Source organism: Geobacter sp. (assembly GCA_009684525.1).
In the GTDB taxonomy this organism is placed as follows: Bacteria; Desulfobacterota; Desulfuromonadia; order Geobacterales; family DSM-12255; genus Geoanaerobacter.
The window spans coordinates 1,071,970-1,094,802 of sequence record WKKR01000001.1 but is presented as its reverse complement, the minus strand read 5'-3'; the positions used below and the strand labels follow the sequence as shown (position 1 = coordinate 1,094,802).

Below are 22,833 nucleotides of genomic sequence, written 5' to 3'. Positions count from 1 at the left end.
GTGCAAGATCAGACATGCAGATCGATAAAACCGAATTCGACATCAATTCCCTCGAAGATGAGATCCGCGTCGACGAGCGTTGCAAGGAGCTGCTCTCTGGCTATTACCAGTCCCTGCTCGATGCCGGCTTAAGCCCTGCCGAGGCGACCCTCCTGGCCAATGGCGCCGATTACTACGTGCGGGATTTCGTGGTCGGGGCCAAGCAACGCAACCTGTTTGCCGAGCAGCCGGGGATCGTCCGCCAGTTTGCCGGAAACTGGTACATCGTCAACACCCTGGAGCCGAGCCTGGAGGTCCTGTCCGGCTACCTCCGGGGGGTGGCCGATTTCTACGGCCATCTGCACCGGCTGGGGCTGATTACGGAAGCGTTTGCAGAGCGGATGGCAGAGGAGTGCGGCGACATCCCCTTCTACGGCGAGCGGCTGGAGGCCTTCTGGGAGATCACCGGCGACGGCTACCATGCCTGGGAGCGAGCCTGCTCCCTGCGTGACGAAAACGGGGAGGCTTAAGGTGGCTGAGCAGTGGGACCGACTGGCCGAGCGGGTCGAGGGGCTGTTGGATCGTGTAGATCGTGTCCTTGAGGGCTATGCGCCGTCTGCCGCGGTCGATCATGCCCTGTTCCAGCGGTTCATCGCCTTTCGCTGGGAGCGGCGCGGCAGTGCCGGCAGGCTGGTGCCGGTTGAATTCCCCCACCTGGTCGACCTTGACGACCTGGTCGGGATCGACTACGTCAAGGAAGAGCTGATCCGCAATACCGCCCAGTTCGTGGCCGGCTATCCTGCCAACAATGTGCTGCTCTGGGGAGAACGGGGGAACGGCAAGTCCTCCTCCGTGAAGGGTCTTCTCAAGCGTTTCGCCCCCGATGGCCTCAGGCTGGTGGAGCTGCAGCGGTGGGACCTTTTGAGCCTGCCGTTCATCACTTCGCTTTTGCGCGGGATACCGTCGCGCTTCATCCTCTTTTGCGACGATCTCTCCTTTGCCGAGGGAGAGGAGGATTACCGCGCACTCAAGACCCTGCTCGACGGTGGCATTGAGGAGCGGCCCCCGAATGTCTTGCTTTATGCCACGTCCAACCGGCGCCACCTGATGCCCGAGCCGATGGCCGACAACACCGGCAGTTCGGAGATTCACCCGGAAGAGGCCATATCCGAAAAGCTCGCCCTTGCCGACCGGTTCGGTCTGACCCTGGGGTTCAGCCGTTTCGATCAGACGACCTATCTGCAGGCCGTTTCCCATTACGCGGAGAAGCTCGACCTCCCCATGGACGGGCAGGAACTCCGGCACCGCGCCCTGCTCTGGGCGCTTGAAAATGGCCGCCGCAGCGGTCGCTCTGCCCGACAGTTCATCGACGATCTGACCGGACGACTCAGAGTCGATTGAAAAGTTTTCAAGATTCCTTCCTTAAATGCTGATATAGAGAACTATCTGTCTGTCACGGATCGATAGCAGTTGCTTAACTGTTCGCGTTTTGCAGGGTCGTCCGTCCGGCAACCCCTATGGGGAGCGTTTTCTCCCCTTGCATGAGCTTTCTTTTAGGGTATTCTAAGTATTCACGGAGCGGAGGTTCATATGATGAGGACATCTCTCTTGTTGTGCGCACTGGTGCTGCTCGCCACGACTGCCGGGGCCGAAACCCTGAAAATCGGCGGGTCGGGCAGCATGATCCCCCTGGTTACCGAACTGGGCAAGGCGTATGTCAAAAAACATCCCGGTGACCGGATCGAGGTCAACCCGAAGTCGCTGGGGCAGCCGGGCGGGATCGCCGCCCTGATGGCAGGTGCTATCGACATTGCCATGTCGGCGGCCGATCTGACGCCGGAACAGAAACAACTGCCGATCAAGGCGATCGAGATCGCGCGGGTTGCCGGCGTGGTGGCGGTGAACGCCGATGTGACGGTCAAGGGGATCACCAGTCAGCAACTGTGCGACATCTATAGCGGCAAGATCACGAACTGGCACCAGGTCGGCGGTGCCGATGTCCCGATCCTGGCGCTCACCCGTCCCGAGAGCGATACCACCAAGATCGCCCTGCGACAGGCCTTTGCCTGCTTTGCCACGCTTTCGGAGCCGGGGAAGGTTCTGAATCTTTCCAAGTCAAAGGATATGTTCGATGCCCTGCAGGCCAAGCCGAACGCCATCGGGATCATCGATGCGGTTGCCATGGCAAAGGCAGGGGGGAAGATCCTGCCGCTCAGGATCGACGGCAGGAGCCATGTCGGCATGGCATCGGGGCAGTGGCCCTATATCCACCACAACAACCTGGTGCTCGGCAAGAACCGTGGTGCGGCGGTGAAGCGTTTCCTGCAGTTCATCGGCTCGCCCGAGGGGCAGGCCATCATCAAGAAGGATAAGGCAGTACCGGTCAACTTCTCCTATTAGGCGGTACCATCCCCGATGCCCAAGAACAGGCTGTCGCGAAAATTCCTCCTGCAGATCCTCCTGGCCGTATTCATCGGCCAGTGCTGCGCCACGGCCTGGACCATTCACGACAACCGTAAGATCCAAGAAGAGAATATCCGCCAGAAGGTCCTCCTTAGCGCCAAGCAGCTGGCATCCATCGCTGCCATCTCCCGGGCGAGTTTCGACTTCACCTACCTGGGACAGCTGATGGACCAGGTGCTCAAGGATGCGGACGTGGTCCGGATTGCCTACATCGACCAGACCGGCTTCACGGTAATGGACAAGAAGGGCTCCTTCTCCGGCGAACCGATCACCCTGGAGATGCCGGTACTCGCCGGTACCGAGCCTGCTGGCAGGATGGTGGTCAGGTATACCTTTGACCGGGTAAAGGACCATGTGCTGCAGCACCTCATGGCCCTGGTCGTGATCCAGGGCGGGGTCTTCCTCGTGCTGGGGCTGCTGGTGTTCTACTTCTTCCGGCGTGAACTCGGTTCCCGCATCGACGCCATGAGCAGCAACATCCAGCAGGTCATCAGCGGCGACCTCACCTGCCGGGTAACCGCGAGCAGGGACGACGAACTGGGGGCCATTGCCTCGGGTCTCGACATCCTCGTCCAGTGGCTCTCCACCACTGTCGTCAAGATCAGGACCATTGCGGGCAATGTTTCCGATGCCATGAACCACCTGAACAAGACCTTCAAGGATGTGATCAGCGGCGTCAACCGCCAGCAGCTCTCCACCGAGAATGGGCTCTTTTCGGTGCAGAACGCCCTCGATTCGCTGGAACAGGTCATTGTCTCCACCGATAACCTCCTGGAGCTTTCCGAGGAGAGTTCCTCGGCCCTAAACGAGATCCTCTCCGCCTCCCAGGGGATCGTCACCAAGATTGACCGGCTTTCCAACGAGGTGCATGCCTCTTTCGAGACGGTCATGACCCTTTCCCGCACTGCCAAGGACGTGGCTGCCATTGCCGGCCGCGCCTCCCATTCCATGGAGGATGCCACCGACGCGGTCACCCAGATCAATGAATCGGTGACCAGGGTCGACGGCATCGTTGCCGAAACCACCGAGCTCTCCGTCCACACCACCAGCATCATTGCCGACCGCGGCATCAATTCGGTGGCCGATGCCATCAACAGCATGCAGAAGATCGAAGAGCTGGTCGGATCGGTGACGGCCACCATCAGCAGCTTGGGCGCCCGGTCCAAGGATATCGCCAAGGTCCTGGATGTCATCAAGGAGGTCACCGAGCAGACCAAGCTCTTGAGCCTCAACGCCCAGATCCTGTCCGGCCAGGCAGGCGAATATGGCAAGCCGTTTGCCGTGGTGGCGTCGGAGATGAAATCCCTGTCCGACAAGACCGCCGTCTCCACCAAGGAGATCGAGGCCATTGTCTCGACCATCCAGAATGAGATCAATGCCGCGGTCTCCTCGACCCGCTCCACGGTGACCATGGTCGCCGAGGGAAAGGCGGTCGCCGTCAGGGCAAGCGAGGCGCTGCAGGGTATCCAGGAGTCCTCCCAGCGTTCCACCGACATGGTCAAGAACATCGAGACCGTGGCGGCAGAGCAGAAAAACAACCTGGGTCAGATCGTCGACGCCTTTTCCCAGATCCGGCAGCTGATCTCCGAGGTCAACCGGGCCACGGCCCAGGAAGAAAAGATCGTCGAGACCCTGCTGGGCGGTTTCACCAGCTTCCGCGACGCCATGGAAGTCACCCGCACTGCCTCCGAGGACCAGGTCAAGTCCATCCAGCTCATCTCCGAAAACCTTGCCCTGGCCAGGGAGAAGACCCGCACCATAGCAGGCGCCTCCGGCCAGCAGCGGGAGGTTAACGAAGAGATGATCAAGTCCATGAAGCGGATCATCCAGATCGGCGCCGAAACCGTCAACGGGGTCCGCGACGTCTCCGCCCGGATCGTGACCATCAGCAGCGAAGTGGACGCCCTCTACCGGGAGATCCAGACGTTCAGGACTCCTGCCAACCAACCTGACGGCGCTTCTGCGCCGAAACAGCTTTCCCCGCTCTCTCCCCCCACAAAACGTTCGTAAAGATTGGCAAAGACATTGCAGTCTACCTGCAGATACCCGGTGTCAGGTACTGCCGGGAGCTGCCGTAACGCGGCTTCCGTCTGTCGACGCAGTTCCGGAGCCCCTTGAGGGGCTGACGGAATTTTGACAGCACCGCTGCCCGGCGTCGTTTATTTGAAAGCTCTTCACACAGGGGGAACCGATGCGTTTACGGCTCATCATACTGCTGGCCGCGTTTTTCCTCGGGGCATGCGCCTCGCAGCTGCCGATCCCGGCCAACTATCCCATCTCCACGCAGAAAAAGGCCAGGGCCGCCCATCACTGGGACGTGCTGGCCGACGACGTGGCCGTGCAGACCCAGATCGCCGCCTACGGCAAGGAGAGTGCGCTTAAGGGGAAACCGCTCCATATCCGCGGACCCCAGGAAGGGACCGCCTTTAACCGCGCATTCCGCAATTTCCTGATTACCCGGATGGTCAACCGGGGGATGCAGGTGACCGACAACCCCGAGGCCGGGGCTGTCGAGGTGACCTACGACACCCAGCTGGTGCGGCATGGCAGTAACCGCTACACCCATATCCCCGGCACCCTGACGGCCCTCACCGCCGGGCTCTGGGTGATCCATGACATGGTGGATGCCGGCGTCTCGGCGGCTCCCGGCACCCTTGGCCTGGCTGCGGCCATGGACTGGGGCCTGGGCCACTATGCCGGCGGCGCGACCCATACGGAACTGATCGTCACCACCTCCATCGTCACCGACAACCACTACCGCTTCCGCAAGAACGACATCTATTATATCGAAGAGGCGGATACGGATCTCTTTGTCGAGGCGCTGGAGCGGCCGCTGAAGCGGATGGAGGTAGTGGGCCGATGAGAAATGGAAAAGCCAGTTCCGGATTCGTGAAGCTGTCCATGGCATTTCTCGCGCTCTGGCTCTGTGCCGGCTGCACCCTGCTGCGCCCCTGCGCCACCGAAACCTGCTGTACGGACGAAGGGGACTGCCTGATGACCGCCAGCTACCAGGCAGTGGACCAGCTCCTTGCAGCCATCCCCGCAGGCCGGCGGCTCCCCATGGACCGGCCGGTCATCGTGGCGACCATCGTCAATATCGATACCCTTGCGGGTTCGCGACTGGGCCGGACCCTCTCCGAGCACCTGGGGACCCGGCTGACGAAGAACGGATACAAGGTGGTGGAGCTGAAGTTGCGCGATACCATCTTTGTCAAGCAGACCGAGGGGGAGCTGATGCTCTCCCGCGAGATCCGCGAGATCGGCAGGAGCCACGAGGCCCAGGCGGTTCTGGTCGGCACCTACTCAGAGTCCAGGGGGCGGGTCTACGTTACCATCAAGCTGGTCGGTGCAACCGACGGGATCGTGATCTCGGCCCAGGACTATCTGCTGCCGATCGATGCCAATGTCCGGTCCATGCTCTGGGTACAGAACTGACGATGCGCCGGGTGACCGGCAGCGTGCACGAGGTTGAGGGCACGAGCTGTTATGAGCCACAATCCTTACAAAGGAGGGAATTGCGTGAAGAAGAGAGCGACAGGTGCAGCATGTGTCCTGATGGTGGCCCTGGCGGCCGGGTCTGCCCTGGCAGCCGACCAGACGTACGTTACGGCGCGGGCCGGGGTCTTTCTCCCCAACGGCAGAGACGGCGGGGACTACAAGGGGTTCAAGTACTTCGATACCGGCTATGACCTGGATATTGCCGTCGGCTACCGGCCCGAGCCCTATGCGGCGCTGGAGCTGGGAACCGGCTTCTACACCGCCTCGGGCACGGTGAACCGTCCCAACTTCGTCCAGGACCGGACCGCCTACGGCGTGCCCGTCACCCTGAACGCCAAGGGGATCCTGGAATTCGAAAAACTGATGCTCTCTGCCGGGGCCGGTGTCGGTCTCTACCAGGGATTCATGGAAAACAAGATCAATTTCACCACCGGCGGGATCAGCCCGGTCAACGAGACCAACCATGGCACGGCCCTCGGCTACCAGGTGGTGGTTGATGCCGATCTCAAACTCACCGAGAACTGGGCAGTCGGGGCCAACTTCAAGTGGTTCACGGCCAAGCCGGAGATCGAGATGAAGAACATCAACAGCACGGAAACGGATGTGCAGACGACCAAGGACAAGTGGGAGTTCGGCGGCACCTTCGTCAACGTGGGGGTGAAGTACTCGTTCTGAGCAGGACCTGACAGGTCACAGCGGAATGAAAAAGGGGGACCATGCGCGCTGCATGGTCCCCCTTTGTGTTCTGACCCCGCTGATTAGTAGGTTGCGTTGATGCTCCAGTCCACGGTGGTGGAGTTGGTGTCCATCAGTGAGGCGTACGGGATAAGGGTTTGCTCGATGCCGCTCTGGTAGAGATGGGTAACCAGGATGCTGGAGGGGCCGGGAATGTAGCTCGGCGCGGTCTTGATTTTTATCGTGGCAAGGGCGCCGACGGATATGCCGCTGCTGTTGTTGAGGGCGATGTTCAGTACCGGCTGGAGGGTGGCGCTGTCGGTGGTCAGGTTGGCGGCCGTGGTGGTGGTCTGGACGGCGGTAAGCAGGGTGATCACGCCGCTGTTGGGGATGTTGGCGGTGTTGTCCACCGTCAGGTTCGAGTCCAGGAGCAGGCTGAACTGGATCATGTTGGCCGTCGAGCTGGCGGCGGAGCTGTTCTTGACCGTGGTGATGGTCACCAGGGTGGTGTAATAGCCCACCTCGGGGAAGAGCGGGATCTGGCCGGTCGTGGCGTAGCCTGACTGGTTGTAGCCCGAACTGAGGAAGGTCTGGGTAGCGGTGGTCAGATTGGTGATGTCGGCGGCAAGCAGGCGGCCGTAGCTGCTAAGGTTCGCTGCATAGGAGGCGAGCAGGTTGTCGAGCAGGGTCGGGGTTGATGCCAGCTGCGAGATGCCGCAGAGCAGCAGGGAGTAGCATTTCTGGCTGTCCGAGGCGCTGCTGAGGGCGAGTGCATCGGGTGACACCGGACGGGTGGCTACGACGTCGAAGGGGAAGATGTCCGAGACCAGGGCATTGGCGGCAATGATGTTCTCCTGGGTGAGGGCCGCCGGGACCGCGGTGCTCCGGGCAAGGGCGTTACGCACCGCCAGCTCGGTGAGCGGCGTGATGGCGACGGGGATCGTCCCGCTCGGGACGCTGAGGTTGAGCACGGTCCGCAACGGCGCGTCGATCCCTTTGGTAATGGTGACCGTGCTGTTGGTCGCCTCGTTGGTATAGGTGCCGTAGGCCTTCAGCAGCACGATGCCGGTATGGGTGCCCAGATCCAGGGTGAAGGTGCCGTTGCTGGCAATGGTGGTGGTCCGCTGCAGGACCTCGATGGCGCCGGAAACATAGTAGGTCTCCACATAGCCGGAGGAGAAGGTGCCCTTGGCAACGGTCCCGACGAGCATCGTGCCGGTCGGAGGCGGGGTCGCGACCCCGGAACTGCTGCCGCCACCGCCGCACCCCGAAAGGAGCGTCATGGTCGCAAGCAGTAGGGCGATGGTTGTGGCGGCGGTTGTGATAAATCGTCTGCTGATCATGTCAGTCCTCACCAGTTGAGTATTCCGATAGTTTTACCCAGGATGACCATGGCGTCGCGGCCGTCGATGAAGCCGTCCGGGAGCGGTCTGCCGCCAGACAGCGGCCCGACGTCGCCGTGGAGTCTGGCCTGGGCCGTGACGGTCCTGATGCCGACGGCCGTCTGCAGGGCCAGCAGGGCATCGGACAGGTCCACCTTTCCGTCCATGGTGATATCGCCGTCAGGATCGGTACTGAAGGTCCAGACGACGTTTGCTGCCAGGGTGTTCCCCGCGGCATCGGCAACAGCCGTGGAGATGGTGGCCGTATAGGTGGTGGAGTAACGGAGCGGAGCCGATGGGGTGAAGATGGCGGTCCGCGTGGCGCTGTTGTAGGTGACGGTCCCGGTGGCGCCATTATCGAGATAGAAGCTCGCAGTGGTTACGGTCAGCGGGTTGACGTCCTTGGTAAAGGTGGCAGTGACCTGCGTCAGAGAGACGCTGACCCTGGTGGCGCCGGCGGCCGGCAGTGTCGAGCTGACGGCCGGCGTGACCAGATCGATGGTCCAGGCGTAGGTCGGGGGAGCCGGATCGACGTTGCCGGCAAGATCGACCGCATAGACCTTGAAGCTGTGGTTCCCTCCCAAGAGCGCGCTCAGGGTGAGCGGGCTGGTGCAGGCGAATTCCGTGCCGTTGTCCACTGAGCAGCGGAAGGTGGCGCTCTCGTCGGCGCTGAAGCCAAAGGCCGGCGTGGCCGTGTTGGACGGGTTGGCCGGCGTCAGGGTCAGGGTTGTATGGGGCGCCGTATTGTCCACCGTGACGGAGATGCTGGCCGGCGGGTTCTGGACGTTGCCGACGATGCTGTCGACCGCGCGGCTCATGATCACGTACACCCCGTCGGCCGGCAGGGTCCAACTGTAGCTCCAGCTGGCGGTTCCGGTGGCGGTCGACCAGGTGGTGCCGCCATCCGTGGAGATCTCCACCCGCTGCACGCCGAGGCCGACGTCGGACGCGGTTCCCTGGATGGTGGCGCTGCCCCCCCGCAGGTAGGAGCCGGTCACGGGGGAGGCGATGGCGGAGGTGGGACTCTCGTTGTCCACGGTGATGGCGATATCCGTGGAGGGGGTCTGGACGTTGCCGATGCCGTCGATGGCGCGGGCCTTGATGGCAAAGGCAGGCACATAGCCGCTCGGGTGTTGAGGCAGCGCTGCGGTATAGGTCCAGGTCGTGGTGCCGCCTGCTGCCTGCCAGGTGGTGCCGCCGTCAATGGAAATCTCCACCCGGGAGAGGCCGAGTACCGGGTTGCCCGCCAGGGCGGTGCCGCTGATTGCCAGCGACAGGCCATTGACGAAGGCGCCTGCCGCAGGGGAGACAATGGTCGCGGAGGGGAGCGGGTTGCTGATGATTGCCGTGATGGCCGAGGTGGTGGCCGTGTTGCCGGCAACATCAGTAGCCCGTGCCAGGATCTGATAGGTGTTGTTTACCGGTAGGGTCCAGGGGTAGCTCCAACTGCTGCCGACCGCATCATAGGTTGCAGTGAGCCAGGTGCCGCCGTTGTCCAGGGAGATTTCCACCAGGGTAACTCCGCTGCCGCCGTCGGTGGCCGTGCCGGTGATGGTATAGGAGGTTCCCGTTGGCAGGGTCGTGCCGGAGGTGGGAGCGGTGATCGCCACGCTCGGTGCTGTCTTGTCCACCCGAACCGAGACCGTGGTGGAGCTCCCCTGGTTGCCGGCATAGTCGGTTGCCCGCGCCTGCAGGGAGTACATCCCGTCCGCGGGCAGGGTCCAGCTGAAGGTCCAGGTGGTGGTGCCGGAGGCCGGGAGCCAGGTGGTGCCGCCGTCGGTGGAGACGTCGACCTGCTGGATTCCCGAACCGGCCGAGGTCGGATCGGCGGCGGTGCCGGTGACGGTGACGGTAGTCCCCCTGACCGAGGCGTTGTTCAGCGGCGAGGAGATAACTGCCGTTGGCGCCGTATTGTCCACATTGATGCTGACCGATGCGGGGGTGGTCTGGACGTTGTTGTTCATGTCAATGGCACGGGACCTGATGGTATAGGCGGCATCCAGCACCGGTTGCCAGGAAAAGGTCCAGCTGGTGGTGCCGACGGCGCTGCTCCAGTTGACGCCGTCAGTGGAGACTTCTACCCGCAACAGGCCAGATCCGACGTCGCTGGCAGAGCCGCTTATGGCGTAGCCTGTCGGCGTGCGGATGGTGGTACCGGCCAGGGGAGCGGTGATGGAGGAAGTGGGTGGCGGATCGATGCCGGTCCAGTTCAGGGTGACGGCGGTAACCGGACTGCTGACGTCGCTGCTGGTGAAGGAGATGACGGCGCTGCCCGGTCCGACTGCTGACGGCGTGAAGTTGAAGAGCAGGGTGCAGGAGGTGCCCGGCGCCAGGGTGACCATGGACGCTGAATCGGCTGCCAGTGGTACTGTCGGGCAGGTGCCCGCAGTGATGGTTGCCGTGGTGCCGGTTGGCGACAGTGACCCGGCGCTGACGTCGCTGATGACCAGGGCGAGCGGGCCATTGTTGGTCAGGGTGTAGGTCTGGCTGGATGGTGCGCTGATGATGTTGGCATTGCCGTAGTTGGTGCCGCTTGCCGGAAGGATCCGGATGACCGGGCTCATCTTCAGGCTGAAGGCCTTGGTTGAGGTTGCGGCATGGAGATACTGGGGCCAGCCGCTGTCCGCGGCGATGCCGTTGACCTTGAGGTCCGTGAGCCTCGTGTTGACGGCGCTCCACGAGACCCCATCGTTATTGGAGATAAAGACGCCACCGCCCGAGGTCCCTGCTGCCAGGGTGCTGAGGGTGGCTGCACTCGGCGCATCGGAGGTCGTGGCGTTGACGGTGAGCGACAAAATGTTCAGGGTGGTGATGCCGGAGTTGATGGCGTCCCAGGTGGCGCCGTTGCTGGTCGTCTTGTGTACGCCGGCATTGGTGCCGGCATAGACGGTGCCGGCGCCGACTGCCAGGGCATTGACGATGGTGCCGCTCAAGCCGTTGATCTGCTGGGACCAGGAGCCGCCGCTGTCGGAACGGTAGACGCCGCCGCCGTTGGTGCCGGCAAAGAGCGAGCTGCCGTTGAACGCGAGGGAGAGAACGTCTTTGTTGCCGAGGCTGGCGCTGTTGTAGGCGATCCAGGCGGGGGTGGTGGTGTTGCCGTCCCAGGAAAAGACGCTGTTGCCGGTGCCGGCATAGAGGGTATGGGGCGCGGTTGGATCGATGGCCAGGGCGTGGACGTCGGTGACCCCCAGGTCGCCGGTGATGTCGCTCCAGGTGTCGCCGTCGTCGGCGGAACGGAAAACCCCGGCGCCTGAGCCGGCATAGACCACGCCCAGAGTGTACGGGTCGTGGAGAAGACTGGTGGTGAAACTGTTGGCCGGGATGGTTGCCGGCTCTGCCCAACTGGTGCCGCGATCGGTGGAGCGGAACAGGCCGCCGCCGGAGAAGGCCGTGACGAGCCGGGTCGGATCGCCCGGCTTGACCACCATGGCCCGCCCCTGGAGCAGCCCGGTGTTGACCGCACTCCAGTTGGTGCCGGCATTGGTCGAGCGGAAGAGCCCGGCGTCGGTAGCGGCAAAGAGCGTTGCCGGGCCGCTCGGGTCGATGCCGATGGCGCGGATGGAGGTATTGGTGATGTCGATGGCCCCGGTCTGGGACCATGCCCCCCAAGTAAAGGCCACGGTATCGTAACTTCTCCGGAAGAGGCCGCCGGCAGTGCCGGCATAGGCGGTGTTGGGGGTGGTCGGGTCGATCTTCAGGGCGCGGACGGCGGTGTTGAGCAGGCCCGAATTACTGGTTCCCCAGTTGGTGCCGCCGTCGCTGCTGACGAAGACGCCGCCGCCGGCGGTGCCGGCGAAGATCGTGGCGCTCGGGGAAGTGCCGGCATAGGCGAGCGCCGTGACGTTCAGATCGGTGAGCCCGGTGCTTGTTGCGCTCCAGCTGGCGCCGCCGTCGGCGCTTTTAAAGACCCCGCCCGCTGTTGCTGCATAGATGGTGGATGGGGAGGTGGTCGAGTCGAGACAGAACGCCCTGACGTCCAGGTTGGTCAGCCCGCTGTTGACGGCGCTCCAGTTCGTCGCGGAATCGGTGCTCTTGAAGACACCGCCGCCGGTGGTGGCAGCGTAGATCGTGGCGCTGTCGTTGGGGTCGATGGCCAGCCGCTGCACGTCGAGGGTGGTGAGTCCGGTGGAAGCGGCGTTCCAGTTGACGCCGCCGTCGGGACTCTTGAAGACGCCCGCTGCGGTGGCGGCAAAGAGTTCCTGCTGCGACGGCGCCGGTTTGGCAACCACGGAGCGGACCCTGCGGTTATAGAGCCCTTTGTTGGCTGTCGTCCAGGATGAGCCGGTAACGGCCATGGAATAGGCTCCGCCGCCGTCGGTACCGGCATAGACGGTGGATGTGCCGGCGGTGGGGGCAATGGCAATGGCCCGCACGCTTTCCCTGGTTGGGGTCGGTCCGTTGCTGCTCCAGTTGTTGAAGGTGAGGGCCTCTGCGGATGATGTGAGAAAGAGAAGCAGTGCAGACAGGGCGCTCACAGCCAGTGGAAGTCGCGAAGGTCTCATGAATGATAATCTATGCATGTCGTAACCGGTGATTCCTCGCCTGAAGCCGTTTTGAGGGAAATTGCCGTAAATTCACCGAATATGAGCAATTTTCGTGCCCTCGGGCAGAGAATGGACGAGGAGGGAAACTCTAAGGGTGATGCCCCGGAGATGCAGGATGGGAGCGGGTTCGTGCAGGGGGAGGAGCGGGGGCGCCGGGGGAAGTCTCTCTTCCCCCGGCCGGGGTTGCGGTAAAAGTCAAAATAATGACCTGGTCGCGCCAAGAAAAGCCGTGCGGCGCCAAGCGGGAAACCCCTGATCCGGCGTTACGACTGTACCAGTTCTTCCAGCTCCCGGATCAGCCGCCCCAGGACGTCGTATCCCTTCTGCCAGAACCCCGGATCGGCGATGTCGATGCCGGCAAGGGCCGCGGTATCGGCAGGGGAGCAGGAGCCGCCGCTTTCGAGGACGCGGTGGAACGCCGGGACAAAGGCAGGGCCGTCCTCTTCGTAGCGGGCATAGAGGGAGATCACCAGCAGTTCGGCAAAGGTGTAGGCATAACAGTAGAAGCGGGTGTGGATGAAGTGGGAGATGTAGCTCCACCCCCAGCGGTAGGGCTCGATCATGGCGACGCTGTCGCCGAACAGCCGGGCGTTCTCCTCCCACCAGAGGTCGCAGAGCCGTGAGGCGGTCAGGAGCCCCTCGCTCCGCTCGCTGTGCAGCCGCTGCTCGAAGCGGGTCAGCACCACCTGGCGGAAGGTGGTGGCGATGATGTCCTCGATGACCGCGCAGAGGATGGCGATCTTCACCTGGCGGTCGCTCTCGTTGGCCAGCAGGTGGCGCGAGAGGAGCATCTCGCCGAAGACCGAGGCGGTCTCTGCCAGCGGCAGTGGCGGATGGTAGTTGAGCATGTTCTGCTCCTGGGCGACCACGTAGTGGAGCCCATGGCCGAGTTCATGGGCCAGGGTGGCGACGTCGCGGAGCCTGCCGGTAAAGTTGAGGAGCAGGTAAGGGGGAAGCCTCGGGGTCATCCCCATGCAGAAAGCGCCGCCGGTCTTGCCGGGGCGGGGGGAAACGTCGATGCGGCGCTCGCAGAAGAAGGCGTCGATGATCGGGGCATAGGCCGGGTTGAAGCCGCCGTAGGCGGCAAGGACCAGCTCCCTGGCCTCGTCGAAGCTGAAGCTGCGTGAGGTCTCCCCCACCGGGGCGTAGACGTCGGTGTTCTTCAGCTTTTCCATCCCGAGCAGCCGGGCTTTCAGGCGGAAGTAGCCCTGTGCCAGCGGGTAGTTGGCCTCGGTCACCTGCATCAGGTGCTCCACGGCCTCGTCGGAGAGCTCGTTGCCGATGTTGGTCGGCTGGATCGGCTGTCGGTAGCCGCGCAGCCCCAGCTCCTGGCCATGGTCGAGGGCAATGGTATTGAAGACGGTCGAGATCACCACCTGCTGCCTGGCATGCCCCTCCAGGAAGACGGTGAGCGACCGCTCGCGGACCGCGGCGTCCGGGTGGTGCAGCAGGCTCAAAAGCTCTTCGCCGGTAAAGTCCCGCTCCTCGCCGTCAAGCTCCATCCGGTAGGAGAGGGAGGCGGTCAGTTCCTCGAACAGCTTGGCAAAGGCCTCCACGCCGGTCAGGTTCTTCTGCTTGAGGAGCTGCTCTTCCCGCTCGGGCAGGGCATAGGGCTGGAACTTGCGGATGCCATGCAGGTAGTGGCGGTAAGAGGCGAAGCGGTCGTCGGCAACGAGCCGCTCGAACGGCCCGGCCTCAAGCGCCATGATCTCCAGGTCGAAGAAGAGGATAGTCCGCGAGAGCTCGTTGCCGAACTCCATGGCCTTCTGCATCAGCGATTTGTGGCTGTCTGCTTCGCTGTCCGCGGCAAAGAGGAGGTGGGAGTAGAGCTGCGGCTTGATGGCCAGCTCCTGGAGCTTCTCGTAGCTTGCCAGGGCCTCAAGCAGCCCGTCCGGGGAGAGCCCGGCAACCTTCTCCAAGTAACGCTCCCTGAAGGCCTGGCCCAGCTCGGTGGCTTTTGTGAAATCGGCGTCCAGTTCGGGAGCGTCCGGTGTGGGGTAGAGGCGGCTGGTGTCCCAGCATTGGTGGTCGGTCATGGCGTTCCTCCGAGTTGAAGTCTGGTGAAAGGGTAGACCACGGAGGGACGGCCGTCAAGGGGCGGGCGCGCCATGAAAAAAGGGTGGGGCGTCTGGCCCCACCCTGTGCGTAGCGATTCGATGCCGGGTGCCGGCAAGGGTCAGCGGACGTGATCCTCGGGGTAGGCGCCGATGGAGTGGATGGCCAGGTCGGCCCCCTGGAACTCCTCCTCGTCGGTCAGCCGGATGCCGATGGTCTTGTGCAGGATGCCGTAGGTGATGAAGCCGGTGACCAGGGCAAAGGCGATGGCAGAGAGGCTTCCCAGGAGCTGGGAGACGAAGCTGACCCCGCCGCTGCCGCCGAAGAACGGCTGGCCGAAGATGCCCGCGGCGATCCCCCCCCAGCTGCCGATGATGCCGTGCAGGGGCCAGACACCGAGCACGTCGTCGATCTTCAGCTTTTCCTGCTCGATCTGGAAGCCGAAGACGAAGATCAGCGAGGCGATGATGCCGACCGCGAAGGAGGCGAGGGGGTGCATGATGTCGCTGCCGGCGCAGACGGCGATGAGTCCGGCCAAGGCGCCGTTGTGGACGAAACCGGGGTCGTTCTTGCCCGCCCAGAGCGCGCCGAGTACACCGCCGACCATGGCCAGCAGCGAATTGACCGCCACCAGGCCGGATATCTTCTCCAGGTTGCCGGCGCTCATCACGTTGAAGCCGAACCACCCCACGGCGAGAATCCAGGAGCCGAGCGCCAGGAAGGGGATGTTGCTGATCGGGATCGGGTGGGACCTGCCGCGCAGGTAGCGACCCATGCGCGGGCCGAGGATCAGCACCGCGGGGAGGGCCAGCCAGCCGCCGATGGAGTGGACCACCACCGAGCCGGCATAATCGTGGAACTCGGCGCCACCCAGGTTCTTGAATATCCCCTGCAGGAGCGAGTTGTTCCGGCCCCAGATCAGCGATTCGAAGAGCGGGTAGGCGAGCCCGGCAAAGATGCCGCCGGCGATCACCTGGGGCCAGAACTTGGCCCGCTCGGCAATGCCGCCGGAGATGATGGCCGGGATGCAGGCGGCGAAACAGAGGAGGAAGAAGTAGTGCACCAGGTCGTAGCCCTGGTTCCCTCCCAGAAGCTCCGGCACCGGTTTCAGAAAGGATATGCCGTAGGCGATGGGGAAGCCGATGACGAAATAGGCAATGGTGGAGACCGACCAGTCGGTGAGGATCTTGACGAAGGCGTTGACCTGGTTCTTCTTCCTGACCGTTCCGACCTCCAGGAAGGCGAATCCTGCGTGCATGGCAAAGACCATGACCGCCCCGAGCATGAGAAAGAGGACATCGCTGCTGTTCTTGAGGGTTGTGGCCGCTGACGCTGCGTCCATGGGCTACCTCCATTGGTAGATGCGAGCGCCGTCCGGCGCTCCCGGCTGCACGGCTTCGTGCAACCTGACTCCCTAGAGCAACGTCTTTGCCAAGATTGTAACATGCTGAAATTACATGGTCTGTTCTGCCCGGATTTTCATGCGGTGCTTATTTAATCGTCGTGCCTGCCTAAATTGCAGGCTGAATGAGGCGGGTATCAGCTGCGGCCGGCGGATGAAAAGAGGGGGAGTCGTTACACCTTTGTGTTGAAAAATCTGGCCACCTTTACCACGATGTCGAACAGATCGGGCTCCCGGCTCTGCAGGATCTCACCAAAGCCGTCGATCTCCGTCGCATCGCCGGAACCGGCAGCGGATGGGGCCTTGCGCCGCCGTTCCTCCCGTTCCCGCTCCTGGTCGAGCCGTTCCTGCCGCTCCTGTTCCAGGAGCTTGCCACCCGCCTTCGTCCATTCGCACAGGTGCCTGAGTTCGCCGCCGTCGAGCCAGATCCCGTGCTCCTTGCAGCGGTCGACAATGACCCCGCTCTTTGCCCCGAAGTTGACGCGGTTCATGATCGTGGCGCAGACCGGGCACTTGATGTAGCTGACGCCGTAGTCCCCGGATCTCTTGGTGGCGTTGAGGCTCTCCAGCCGGCCCCGGTCGATGGTGAAGACATTGGCGACGCTTGCCTGGAGCACCGCCTCCAGCTCGCCGGGGTCGAAAAAGAGCCCCAGGCATTGGTCGCACCGTTCAATCAGGAACCTGCCGCCGATCTTCAGGTCGATGGTTTTGAGGGTGATGGCGCACCGTGGGCAGATCCGTTCCGATTCGGCAGCGTGGGTCGTATAGTAATGGACCCCTTTCAGGTCGATGTCGTTCCTGCTGCCGCAATAGTTGCAGAGAATGGAGTTTGACGGCAGCGGTGCCGAACAGTTGGTGCAGTTAGCCACAGTGTCTCCTCTGAAGGGGGGATCTGTCCCAGTGCATCGTCATCATTTCGGCAAAGGGGGGGGCGTTTCCTGCAGCACTACGGCAAATTCGCCGAACTGTCCGGCCGCGATCCACTGCTCCATCCCCTGCTTCCACATCAGCGTCTCCCTGGTGATGGCCCCTTTCCGGATGTAGCCGATGATCGCATCCTTGTCGAAAGGGCCGGCCTTTTTGCCGTTTTTCCCCACAAAGTACCGGCTCGTCTCCTCCTGGGGGAGCGGTGGCGGGGAAAGGGGGGCGGGCTGTGGTTCCTGCGGATTCATCACCATCTTCCCCAGCTGGTTTGCCATGGCAAAGCCGATCCCCATCCCGACCCCTGCCGCAGCATCGCCCCCCGGATTCTGCGCCGCCGCCTCCAGGGCCTGCGCGCTCTGGAATTTGAGGAAATTGTCCAGGTTGCCGATGATCCCCATGCTGCTCTTCTTGTCCAGGGCAGCCTCGACCTCCGGCGGCAAGGCGATGTTCTCGACCAGGAGCTTGGTCACCTCGATGCCGTACTCCTGGAATTCCGGGGCGATCTTCCCGGTCAGGAAGGTGGAGAGCTCGTTGTAGCTGGCAGCCAGATCGAGCACCGGGATGCCGCTTTCCGCCAGCATGTCCGAGAACCTGGTCACGATTAGGTTCTTCAACTGCTCGGCAACCTCCTCCACGGTGAAGTGGCCGCCGGTCCCAACGATCTCTTTGATGAATTTTGCCGGGTCGTTCACTCGGATGACATAGGTGCCGTATGCCCGCAGCCGTATCGGCCCGAATTCGGGGTCGCGCAGGGTGACGGGGTTTTTCGTCCCCCACTTCAGGTTGGTGAAATTCCGGGTGTTGACGAAATAGACCTCGGCTTTGAAGGGGCTGTGGAACCCGTATTTCCACCCCATCAGGGTGGAGAGGACCGGCAGGTTGTCGGTGGTTAGCCGATGCTGGCCGGACGCGAACAGGTCGGCGATCTCCCCCTTGTTGACGAAAACGGCGACCTGCGCCTGCCTGACCACCAGCTGGGCGCCCTGCTTGATCTCATTGTCGTACCTCGGGAACCGCCAGACCATGGTGTCGCTTGAATCGTCGGTCCATTCGATGATGTCGAGAAATTCCGCTTTGGCCTTTTCCCACAAAGTCATGGCGATTCCCCCTGCCGGATGATTGTTGCTGCTCTGACGTATTTCAGAAATGTGATCCGGAACAGTAGTTCTTATCGGAAGGTGGACATTTATGTTGAGCGTGGACGCCGTAAAGTATGGAAACCTTTTCCATGGCAATTCCGGCGCCACTCTGCTAGAGTGCCCGGTGCGCAGTTCACTCTCGCGGATGGATCTGCTGACATCCGTCTGAACAGAAAGGAGCCATGGACGATGGCACAGGCAAAGCAGGGGGATACGGTTCGGGTTCATTACACCGGTATGCTTGACGACGGAGAGGTGTTCGATTCTTCGGAATGCACCGACGATGGATGCGGCTGTTCTTCCGGTCCCCTGGAGTTCACCATAGGCGAAGGTCAGGTGATCCCCGGATTCGAGGCAGCGGTTGTCGGCATGGAACTGGGCGAGAGCAAGCAGGTCAAGATCCCGGTGGATGACGCCTATGGCCCCCGCATGGATGAGATGGTCGGCGTGGTGGAGCGGAGCCGGCTGCCAGCCGGGATCAATCCGGAGGTGGGGGGCCAGCTTGAGGTGACCCGCGAGGATGGCGAGACCTTCCCGGTACTGATCACTGCGGTGTCCGACACCGAAGTGACCCTGGATGCCAACCATCCCCTGGCTGGTCGGGATCTTACCTTCGATATCAAGCTGATCGAGATCGTCTAGCAGATTGTTGAAAACGAAGTTTCAGCGCAGCTAAAAACAGCCATCTCGCCGCCGTCCTCGAAAAGCCACCTTGTGCGGCGTAGCGTGGCTCAAGCCTCCGCGGGGCTTTCTGCGGGTGCGACGATCTGACCGTTTTTGAACAACCTGAGTTTTCGACAACCTGATAGAAAACATCCACGAACATACTTTTACGACGGCGGCCCCTGGCTGCCGTTTTTTTTTGTTCAGCCGGGCGGGCCGGCTGCCTTCTTTTCAACCTTTTCGTATTCCTTGCGCAGCCGCTCCAGCCCTTTGCTGTAGCTCTCGGCATCGCCGTACTCGAAGAAGCGGGGGTAGCGGTCGTGGTGGCCGCGGATCCGCCGTGCATGCTTGATGGGGCACCAGTACTGTTCGGTGCGCGCCGCCACCTCGCGAAAATAGGCGGCCAGCCCGTTGCCGTAGGAGCAGAAGAAGCAGTTGAACTTCTCCACGATGTTGAGATAGGGGAGGTCCTCGCGGTCGAAGACCAGGTAGTCCCCCCGCTTTACCGTGGGGATGCCGTAGATCGGGAAGCAGACCCGCTGGTAGAGGGTGATGAACAGGTCGAGCAGGAGGAAGGGGACGAATCCTGAGTAGATGACCGGAGCGGTCAGGATGACCAGCGGCCGGGATTCGGCCAGGTAGCGGAAAAGCCCCACTTTGAAGCGGCGATGCTGGCGGATCACCTCTTCGGCGAACTGGACCCGCTTTTTCTCGATGGTGAAGAAGAACTCTTCCCGCTTTTTCCTGAATTCGGCTTCGAGTTCCTCTTCAAGTGCCCTGATCCTGGCGAGCAGGTCGTCGATCTGCGGGTTCATGGGGACTCCTGGTGTATAGTGAGCTTCATTGCCAACCGGGGCTTCACACCGAGTCCATGCGACGTTGCAGTTGCGGTCCGTCTGTGCCGGGCACGAAAGGTATTTGGTTGTATTTACCGTTCTACGTGGCCGGTCATGGGTTGTCAACGCGTAATTCCGGGGCCGGCCTTCACGTCTTGCATATGGCGGCTGCAGTGATACATCTTAGTATCAGGAAGTCAGCCGACAAGGAGGTAAGACCATGAAAAGGATCGTTACGGGACTGCTGCTTGTTGCGATATGCGGGATCTTCGGCATCGCCACTGCCAGAGAGGCGAAAAAGACCGTTACCGCAACCATCGATGCCGACGGTGTTCAACGGGTCGAGATCCTGGGCGGGGGGTACTTCTTCGACCCTGACCATGTGATTGTCAAGGTGAACGTGCCGGTGGAGCTGAAGGTGCGAAAGGAATCGGGGATCGTCCCCCACAACTTTGTCATTAAGGCGCCCGAGGCAGGGATCGAGGTGGAGGAGAGCCTCTCCTCCGAACCGAAGACGATCAGGTTCACCCCCACCAAGACCGGTATCTACCCCATGTACTGCAGCAAGAAGCTGCTCTTTTTCGCCAGCCACCGGGAAAAGGGGATGGAGGGCGAGCTGGAGGTGGTGGAATAGGGGGAAGGCACAACCGTCGGGTGAGTAGAGGAAGGGGCCGCGCACGGCCCCTTTTTTCGTGGTTTATGGCAGATTGTTGAACAACCTCAGGTGCCGGAGCAGCTGCAGGAGCAGCCGCACGAAAGCCCCTTTGCCTTGGCAAAGGACTCTTTCCCCTCCCTGGCGGAGAGCCAGGCGATCAGGAGCGCGCCGACGGCATCGAGGCTGCCGATGCCGGTCAACTCGAACCCCAGGCTGGCGGCGAGCAGGGCAACGGAGAGGTAGAGGCAGGCCCTGGAGCAGGCCGCGTCGGCAAGGATCGCCGAGGAGTTGAGCGCCTTCCCGACAACGGTCTTCTGCCGGATCAGGAGCCACATGAACGAGATGGAGACCAGGGCCACGATCACCCCCCAGAAGGTGGTTTCAGGCCGGTGCTGCTGCTGGATATTGACCAGGGCCGTGATGACCAGGCCAGCGGTCAGGAAATAGAAGGCGCTGCCGGTGATCCGAAGCGCCTGCCGCTCGAAGGCGTCGCGATTCGCTTCGCCATGGGCCTTGAGGCGGCGGAGCATGTGCCATACCGCGATGCCGGAGATCACCTCCACAAAGGAGTCGATGCCGAAGCCGAACAGGGCCAGGGTCTCGTCGCTAGCGCCGAACCAGACCGATACCGCCCCTTCGCAGATGTTGTAGGCGATGGTGAAAAGGGCGAGGAGGTTTGCCCGGGCATAGAGTTTTTCGCGGCTGGTCTCGGTCATGGGGATTCAGGGTTTCCGGTGCTGGCAAGTTGGGACTGTTCCCTTCAGCGGTAGCCGTCGATGATCTCCTGGCGGCGGAAGCAGTCGACGGTGTGGTCGTTGACGAGGCCGGTGGCCTGCATGTGGGCATAGCAGATGGTCGGGCCGACAAAGGCGAAGCCGCGGCTGCCCAGATCACGGGAAAGTGCCACTGCCTCTGCCGAGGTGGTCGGATAGTCGGCCAGGGTGCGCCGCTCGCTCACCAGGGGTTGGCCGTCCACGAAGCGCCAGATATAGGCGCAGAAGCTGCCGAACTCTTCCTGTACCTTGAGGAAAGCACGGGCATTGGCAACTGCTGCATGGATCTTGGCGCGATTGCGGATGATCGACGAATCGGCGATGAGCGCGTCGATCCGCGCCTGGTCGAAGCGGGCCACGATCTCCGGGTCGAAACCGGCAAAGGCCTGGCGGTATCCGTCGCGGCGGCGCAGGATCGTGTACCACGAAAGCCCGGCCTGGGCCGCTTCCAGGGTGAGAAACTCGAACATCAGCCGGTCGTCGCGGACTGGCACCCCCCACTCCTCATCATGGTAGGCGACATAGTCCGGCTTGGTAGAATCGACCCAGGGGCAGCGGCACGGTTCGTTCATCGGATCTCCTCGCGGATCACCTGGCCGGGGCTGACAAAGGAGATCCCCTGGCCCGAGGTAGCGCCGATCATCACGCATTCGATGATCGGGGCATTGATGGTCCTGCCGGCCTGCCAGCTGACGATGAAGTTGGCGCCGAATCCGCCGGCAGTGTCCTTTTCGTCGAGATGGACGTAGATCGTGGCAAGGGGGTTCACGACCTGGGGCTTGGCCAGGTGCCTGCGCACCAGCTTGCCGTTGGTATCGTAATAGTCGATGGCGGTAACGGTGAACGGCTGCGACATCTCCGTGCTCCGGATGCTCAGGGTGGTTGCCAGGTGGAAGGGGAGGGCCTTCGGTCCAGAAAAGACGTTGGAATAGACCGGCACATAGACCGTCTGCCCCTTGGAGAGCTGCTGGGGGGACGATGCCAGGGAGGTCCCGGACAAGAGCGGCGTCAGCAGCAGCCAGAGCGCTACGACAACGGAAAGGGTCAAACCTGGTCGAAAGCCCATCTCGTTCCTCCGCAAAATGGTAATACCGGTATTTGTGGCAGAGGAACGGGTCCGCGTCAAGGGGGAAAGTTGACCGGTCACCTGTCGTTGCTTCCGGAGAGCTGCAGGATGGGGCATCCCCGACCTCTGGCGATGCCGTTGGCCGGCAGGAGCAGCTCTTGTCCGTGGCGAGGGGGCGATTGTTGTGGTAAGGTTGTACGTGAACGGGATTCCTTTAGCAAGCTATTGAAACACTCAGGTTGTTCAAAAGCAGTCAGATCGTCGCACCCGCAGAAAGCCCCGCGGAGGCGTAGTACCCACAGGGCATAAACAGCGCTACGCCGCACAAGGCGGCTTTTCGAGGACGGCGGCGAGATGGCTGTTTTTAGCTGCGCTGAAACTTCGTTTTCAACAACCTGTTTTGGCAGACGATGGAGGCAGATGTGAAACAATTCCTGGTGAAATGGGTCGTCAACAGTACGGCGCTGCTCGTGGTCGTCCAGGTGGTCTCGGGCGTCGACGTCGACAACTGGCAGACCGTCTTTGTGGCTGCGCTGGTTCTCGGTCTGCTCAATGCCTTTCTCCGGCCGGTGCTGATCTTTCTCACCCTTCCCGTGACCATGGTAACCCTGGGGCTCTTCACCCTGGTCATCAACGGGTTTCTCTTCTATCTCGCCGCCTGGCTGGTGGAAGGGCTCCATGTCGCCGGTTTCGGCTATGCCTTCTTGGCGGCGCTGGTCTTCAGCCTGGTCAGCTTCTTCCTCAATCTCTTCATCGGCCGGGACGTGAGATGACCCATC

At 62.3% G+C, this 22,833-nt stretch carries 20 protein-coding genes; 10 read left to right on the top strand and 10 right to left on the bottom strand.

What is annotated here, in order from left to right; genetic code table 11:
- Positions 1 to 14 precede the first annotated feature (14 nt).
- The 7 genes from GJT30_04790 to GJT30_04760 all read left to right on the top strand — a co-directional run bounded on the left by GJT30_04790 (position 15) and on the right by GJT30_04760 (position 6,615).
- Positions 15 to 509 (top strand): hypothetical protein, encoded by a 495-nt coding sequence (locus GJT30_04790; protein ID MSM38925.1) that lies wholly within the window; start codon positions 15 to 17, stop codon positions 507 to 509.
- A complete protein-coding gene (locus GJT30_04785) occupies positions 460 to 1,380 on the top strand; it encodes a DUF815 domain-containing protein (protein ID MSM38924.1) in 921 nt (306 codons plus the stop codon). Before GJT30_04790 ends, GJT30_04785 begins: the two co-directional genes overlap by 50 nt.
- Positions 1,381 to 1,572: 192 nt before the next feature.
- Positions 1,573 to 2,379 (top strand): ABC transporter substrate-binding protein, encoded by an 807-nt coding sequence (locus GJT30_04780; GenBank protein MSM38923.1) that lies wholly within the window; start codon positions 1,573 to 1,575, stop codon positions 2,377 to 2,379.
- A 15-nt stretch (positions 2,380 to 2,394) separates the two neighbouring features.
- Positions 2,395 to 4,452: a HAMP domain-containing protein gene (locus tag GJT30_04775; GenBank protein ID MSM38922.1), complete on the top strand. Its 2,058-nt coding sequence runs from the start codon at positions 2,395 to 2,397 to the stop codon at positions 4,450 to 4,452.
- Between the two features lie 181 nt (positions 4,453 to 4,633).
- Positions 4,634 to 5,305, top strand: coding sequence for a hypothetical protein (locus GJT30_04770; protein ID MSM38921.1), 672 nt, complete (start codon positions 4,634 to 4,636; stop codon positions 5,303 to 5,305).
- Positions 5,302 to 5,877, top strand: coding sequence for a hypothetical protein (locus GJT30_04765; protein MSM38920.1), 576 nt, complete (start codon positions 5,302 to 5,304; stop codon positions 5,875 to 5,877). The genes GJT30_04770 and GJT30_04765 overlap by 4 nt, the downstream gene beginning before the upstream one ends.
- Positions 5,878 to 5,928: 51 nt before the next feature.
- The gene (locus GJT30_04760) at positions 5,929 to 6,615 is read left to right on the top strand and encodes an outer membrane beta-barrel protein (protein ID MSM38919.1); all 687 of its coding nucleotides are present in this window, start codon (positions 5,929 to 5,931) and stop codon (positions 6,613 to 6,615) included.
- Between the two features lie 83 nt (positions 6,616 to 6,698).
- On the opposite strand, the gene GJT30_04755 is transcribed toward GJT30_04760, so the two are convergent.
- The 6 genes from GJT30_04755 to GJT30_04730 all read right to left on the bottom strand — a co-directional run bounded on the left by GJT30_04755 (position 6,699) and on the right by GJT30_04730 (position 18,019).
- A complete protein-coding gene (locus GJT30_04755; GenBank protein MSM38918.1) occupies positions 6,699 to 7,958 on the bottom strand; it encodes a hypothetical protein in 1,260 nt (419 codons plus the stop codon).
- Between the two features lie 8 nt (positions 7,959 to 7,966).
- Positions 7,967 to 12,499 (bottom strand): hypothetical protein, encoded by a 4,533-nt coding sequence (locus GJT30_04750; protein ID MSM38917.1) that lies wholly within the window; start codon positions 12,497 to 12,499, stop codon positions 7,967 to 7,969.
- Positions 12,500 to 12,804: 305 nt separating this feature from the next.
- Positions 12,805 to 14,577: a M3 family oligoendopeptidase gene (locus GJT30_04745; protein ID MSM38916.1), complete on the bottom strand. Its 1,773-nt coding sequence runs from the start codon at positions 14,575 to 14,577 to the stop codon at positions 12,805 to 12,807.
- Positions 14,578 to 14,717: 140 nt separating this feature from the next.
- On the bottom strand, positions 14,718 to 15,938 hold the full coding sequence (locus GJT30_04740; GenBank protein MSM38915.1) for an ammonium transporter: 1,221 nt from the start codon (positions 15,936 to 15,938) through the stop codon (positions 14,718 to 14,720).
- Positions 15,939 to 16,171: 233 nt separating this feature from the next.
- Positions 16,172 to 16,867, bottom strand: coding sequence for a hypothetical protein (locus GJT30_04735; GenBank protein MSM38914.1), 696 nt, complete (start codon positions 16,865 to 16,867; stop codon positions 16,172 to 16,174).
- Positions 16,868 to 16,909: 42 nt separating this feature from the next.
- Positions 16,910 to 18,019 (bottom strand): DUF4339 domain-containing protein, encoded by a 1,110-nt coding sequence (locus GJT30_04730; protein MSM38913.1) that lies wholly within the window; start codon positions 18,017 to 18,019, stop codon positions 16,910 to 16,912.
- A 231-nt stretch (positions 18,020 to 18,250) separates the two neighbouring features.
- Between GJT30_04730 and GJT30_04725 the strand changes: the two genes are divergently transcribed.
- On the top strand, positions 18,251 to 18,703 hold the full coding sequence (locus tag GJT30_04725) for a peptidylprolyl isomerase (GenBank protein MSM38912.1): 453 nt from the start codon (positions 18,251 to 18,253) through the stop codon (positions 18,701 to 18,703).
- A 224-nt stretch (positions 18,704 to 18,927) separates the two neighbouring features.
- On the opposite strand, the gene GJT30_04720 is transcribed toward GJT30_04725, so the two are convergent.
- Positions 18,928 to 19,539, bottom strand: coding sequence for a hypothetical protein (locus GJT30_04720; GenBank protein MSM38911.1), 612 nt, complete (start codon positions 19,537 to 19,539; stop codon positions 18,928 to 18,930).
- A 241-nt stretch (positions 19,540 to 19,780) separates the two neighbouring features.
- Here GJT30_04720 and GJT30_04715 point away from each other — a divergent pair, with 241 nt between their 5' ends.
- Positions 19,781 to 20,194: a quinol oxidase gene (locus GJT30_04715; GenBank protein MSM38910.1), complete on the top strand. Its 414-nt coding sequence runs from the start codon at positions 19,781 to 19,783 to the stop codon at positions 20,192 to 20,194.
- Between the two features lie 86 nt (positions 20,195 to 20,280).
- On the opposite strand, the gene GJT30_04710 is transcribed toward GJT30_04715, so the two are convergent.
- Genes GJT30_04710 through GJT30_04700 form a run of 3 tightly spaced genes read right to left on the bottom strand, consistent with a single transcriptional unit; the run spans position 20,281 to position 22,054 of the window.
- Positions 20,281 to 20,931, bottom strand: coding sequence for a hypothetical protein (locus tag GJT30_04710; protein ID MSM38909.1), 651 nt, complete (start codon positions 20,929 to 20,931; stop codon positions 20,281 to 20,283).
- Positions 20,932 to 20,975: 44 nt separating this feature from the next.
- Entirely contained in the window at positions 20,976 to 21,560 is a 585-nt protein-coding gene (locus GJT30_04705) for a DNA-3-methyladenine glycosylase I (GenBank protein MSM38908.1), read from the bottom strand.
- Positions 21,557 to 22,054, bottom strand: a complete 498-nt coding sequence (locus GJT30_04700; protein MSM38907.1) for a DUF3124 domain-containing protein — start codon at positions 22,052 to 22,054, stop codon at positions 21,557 to 21,559. The genes GJT30_04705 and GJT30_04700 overlap by 4 nt, the downstream gene beginning before the upstream one ends.
- Before the next feature lie 410 nt (positions 22,055 to 22,464).
- Between GJT30_04700 and GJT30_04695 the strand changes: the two genes are divergently transcribed.
- Complete coding sequence (locus GJT30_04695; protein ID MSM38906.1) at positions 22,465 to 22,827, top strand: phage holin family protein; 363 nt, start codon at positions 22,465 to 22,467, stop codon at positions 22,825 to 22,827.
- Positions 22,828 to 22,833 lie beyond the last annotated feature (6 nt).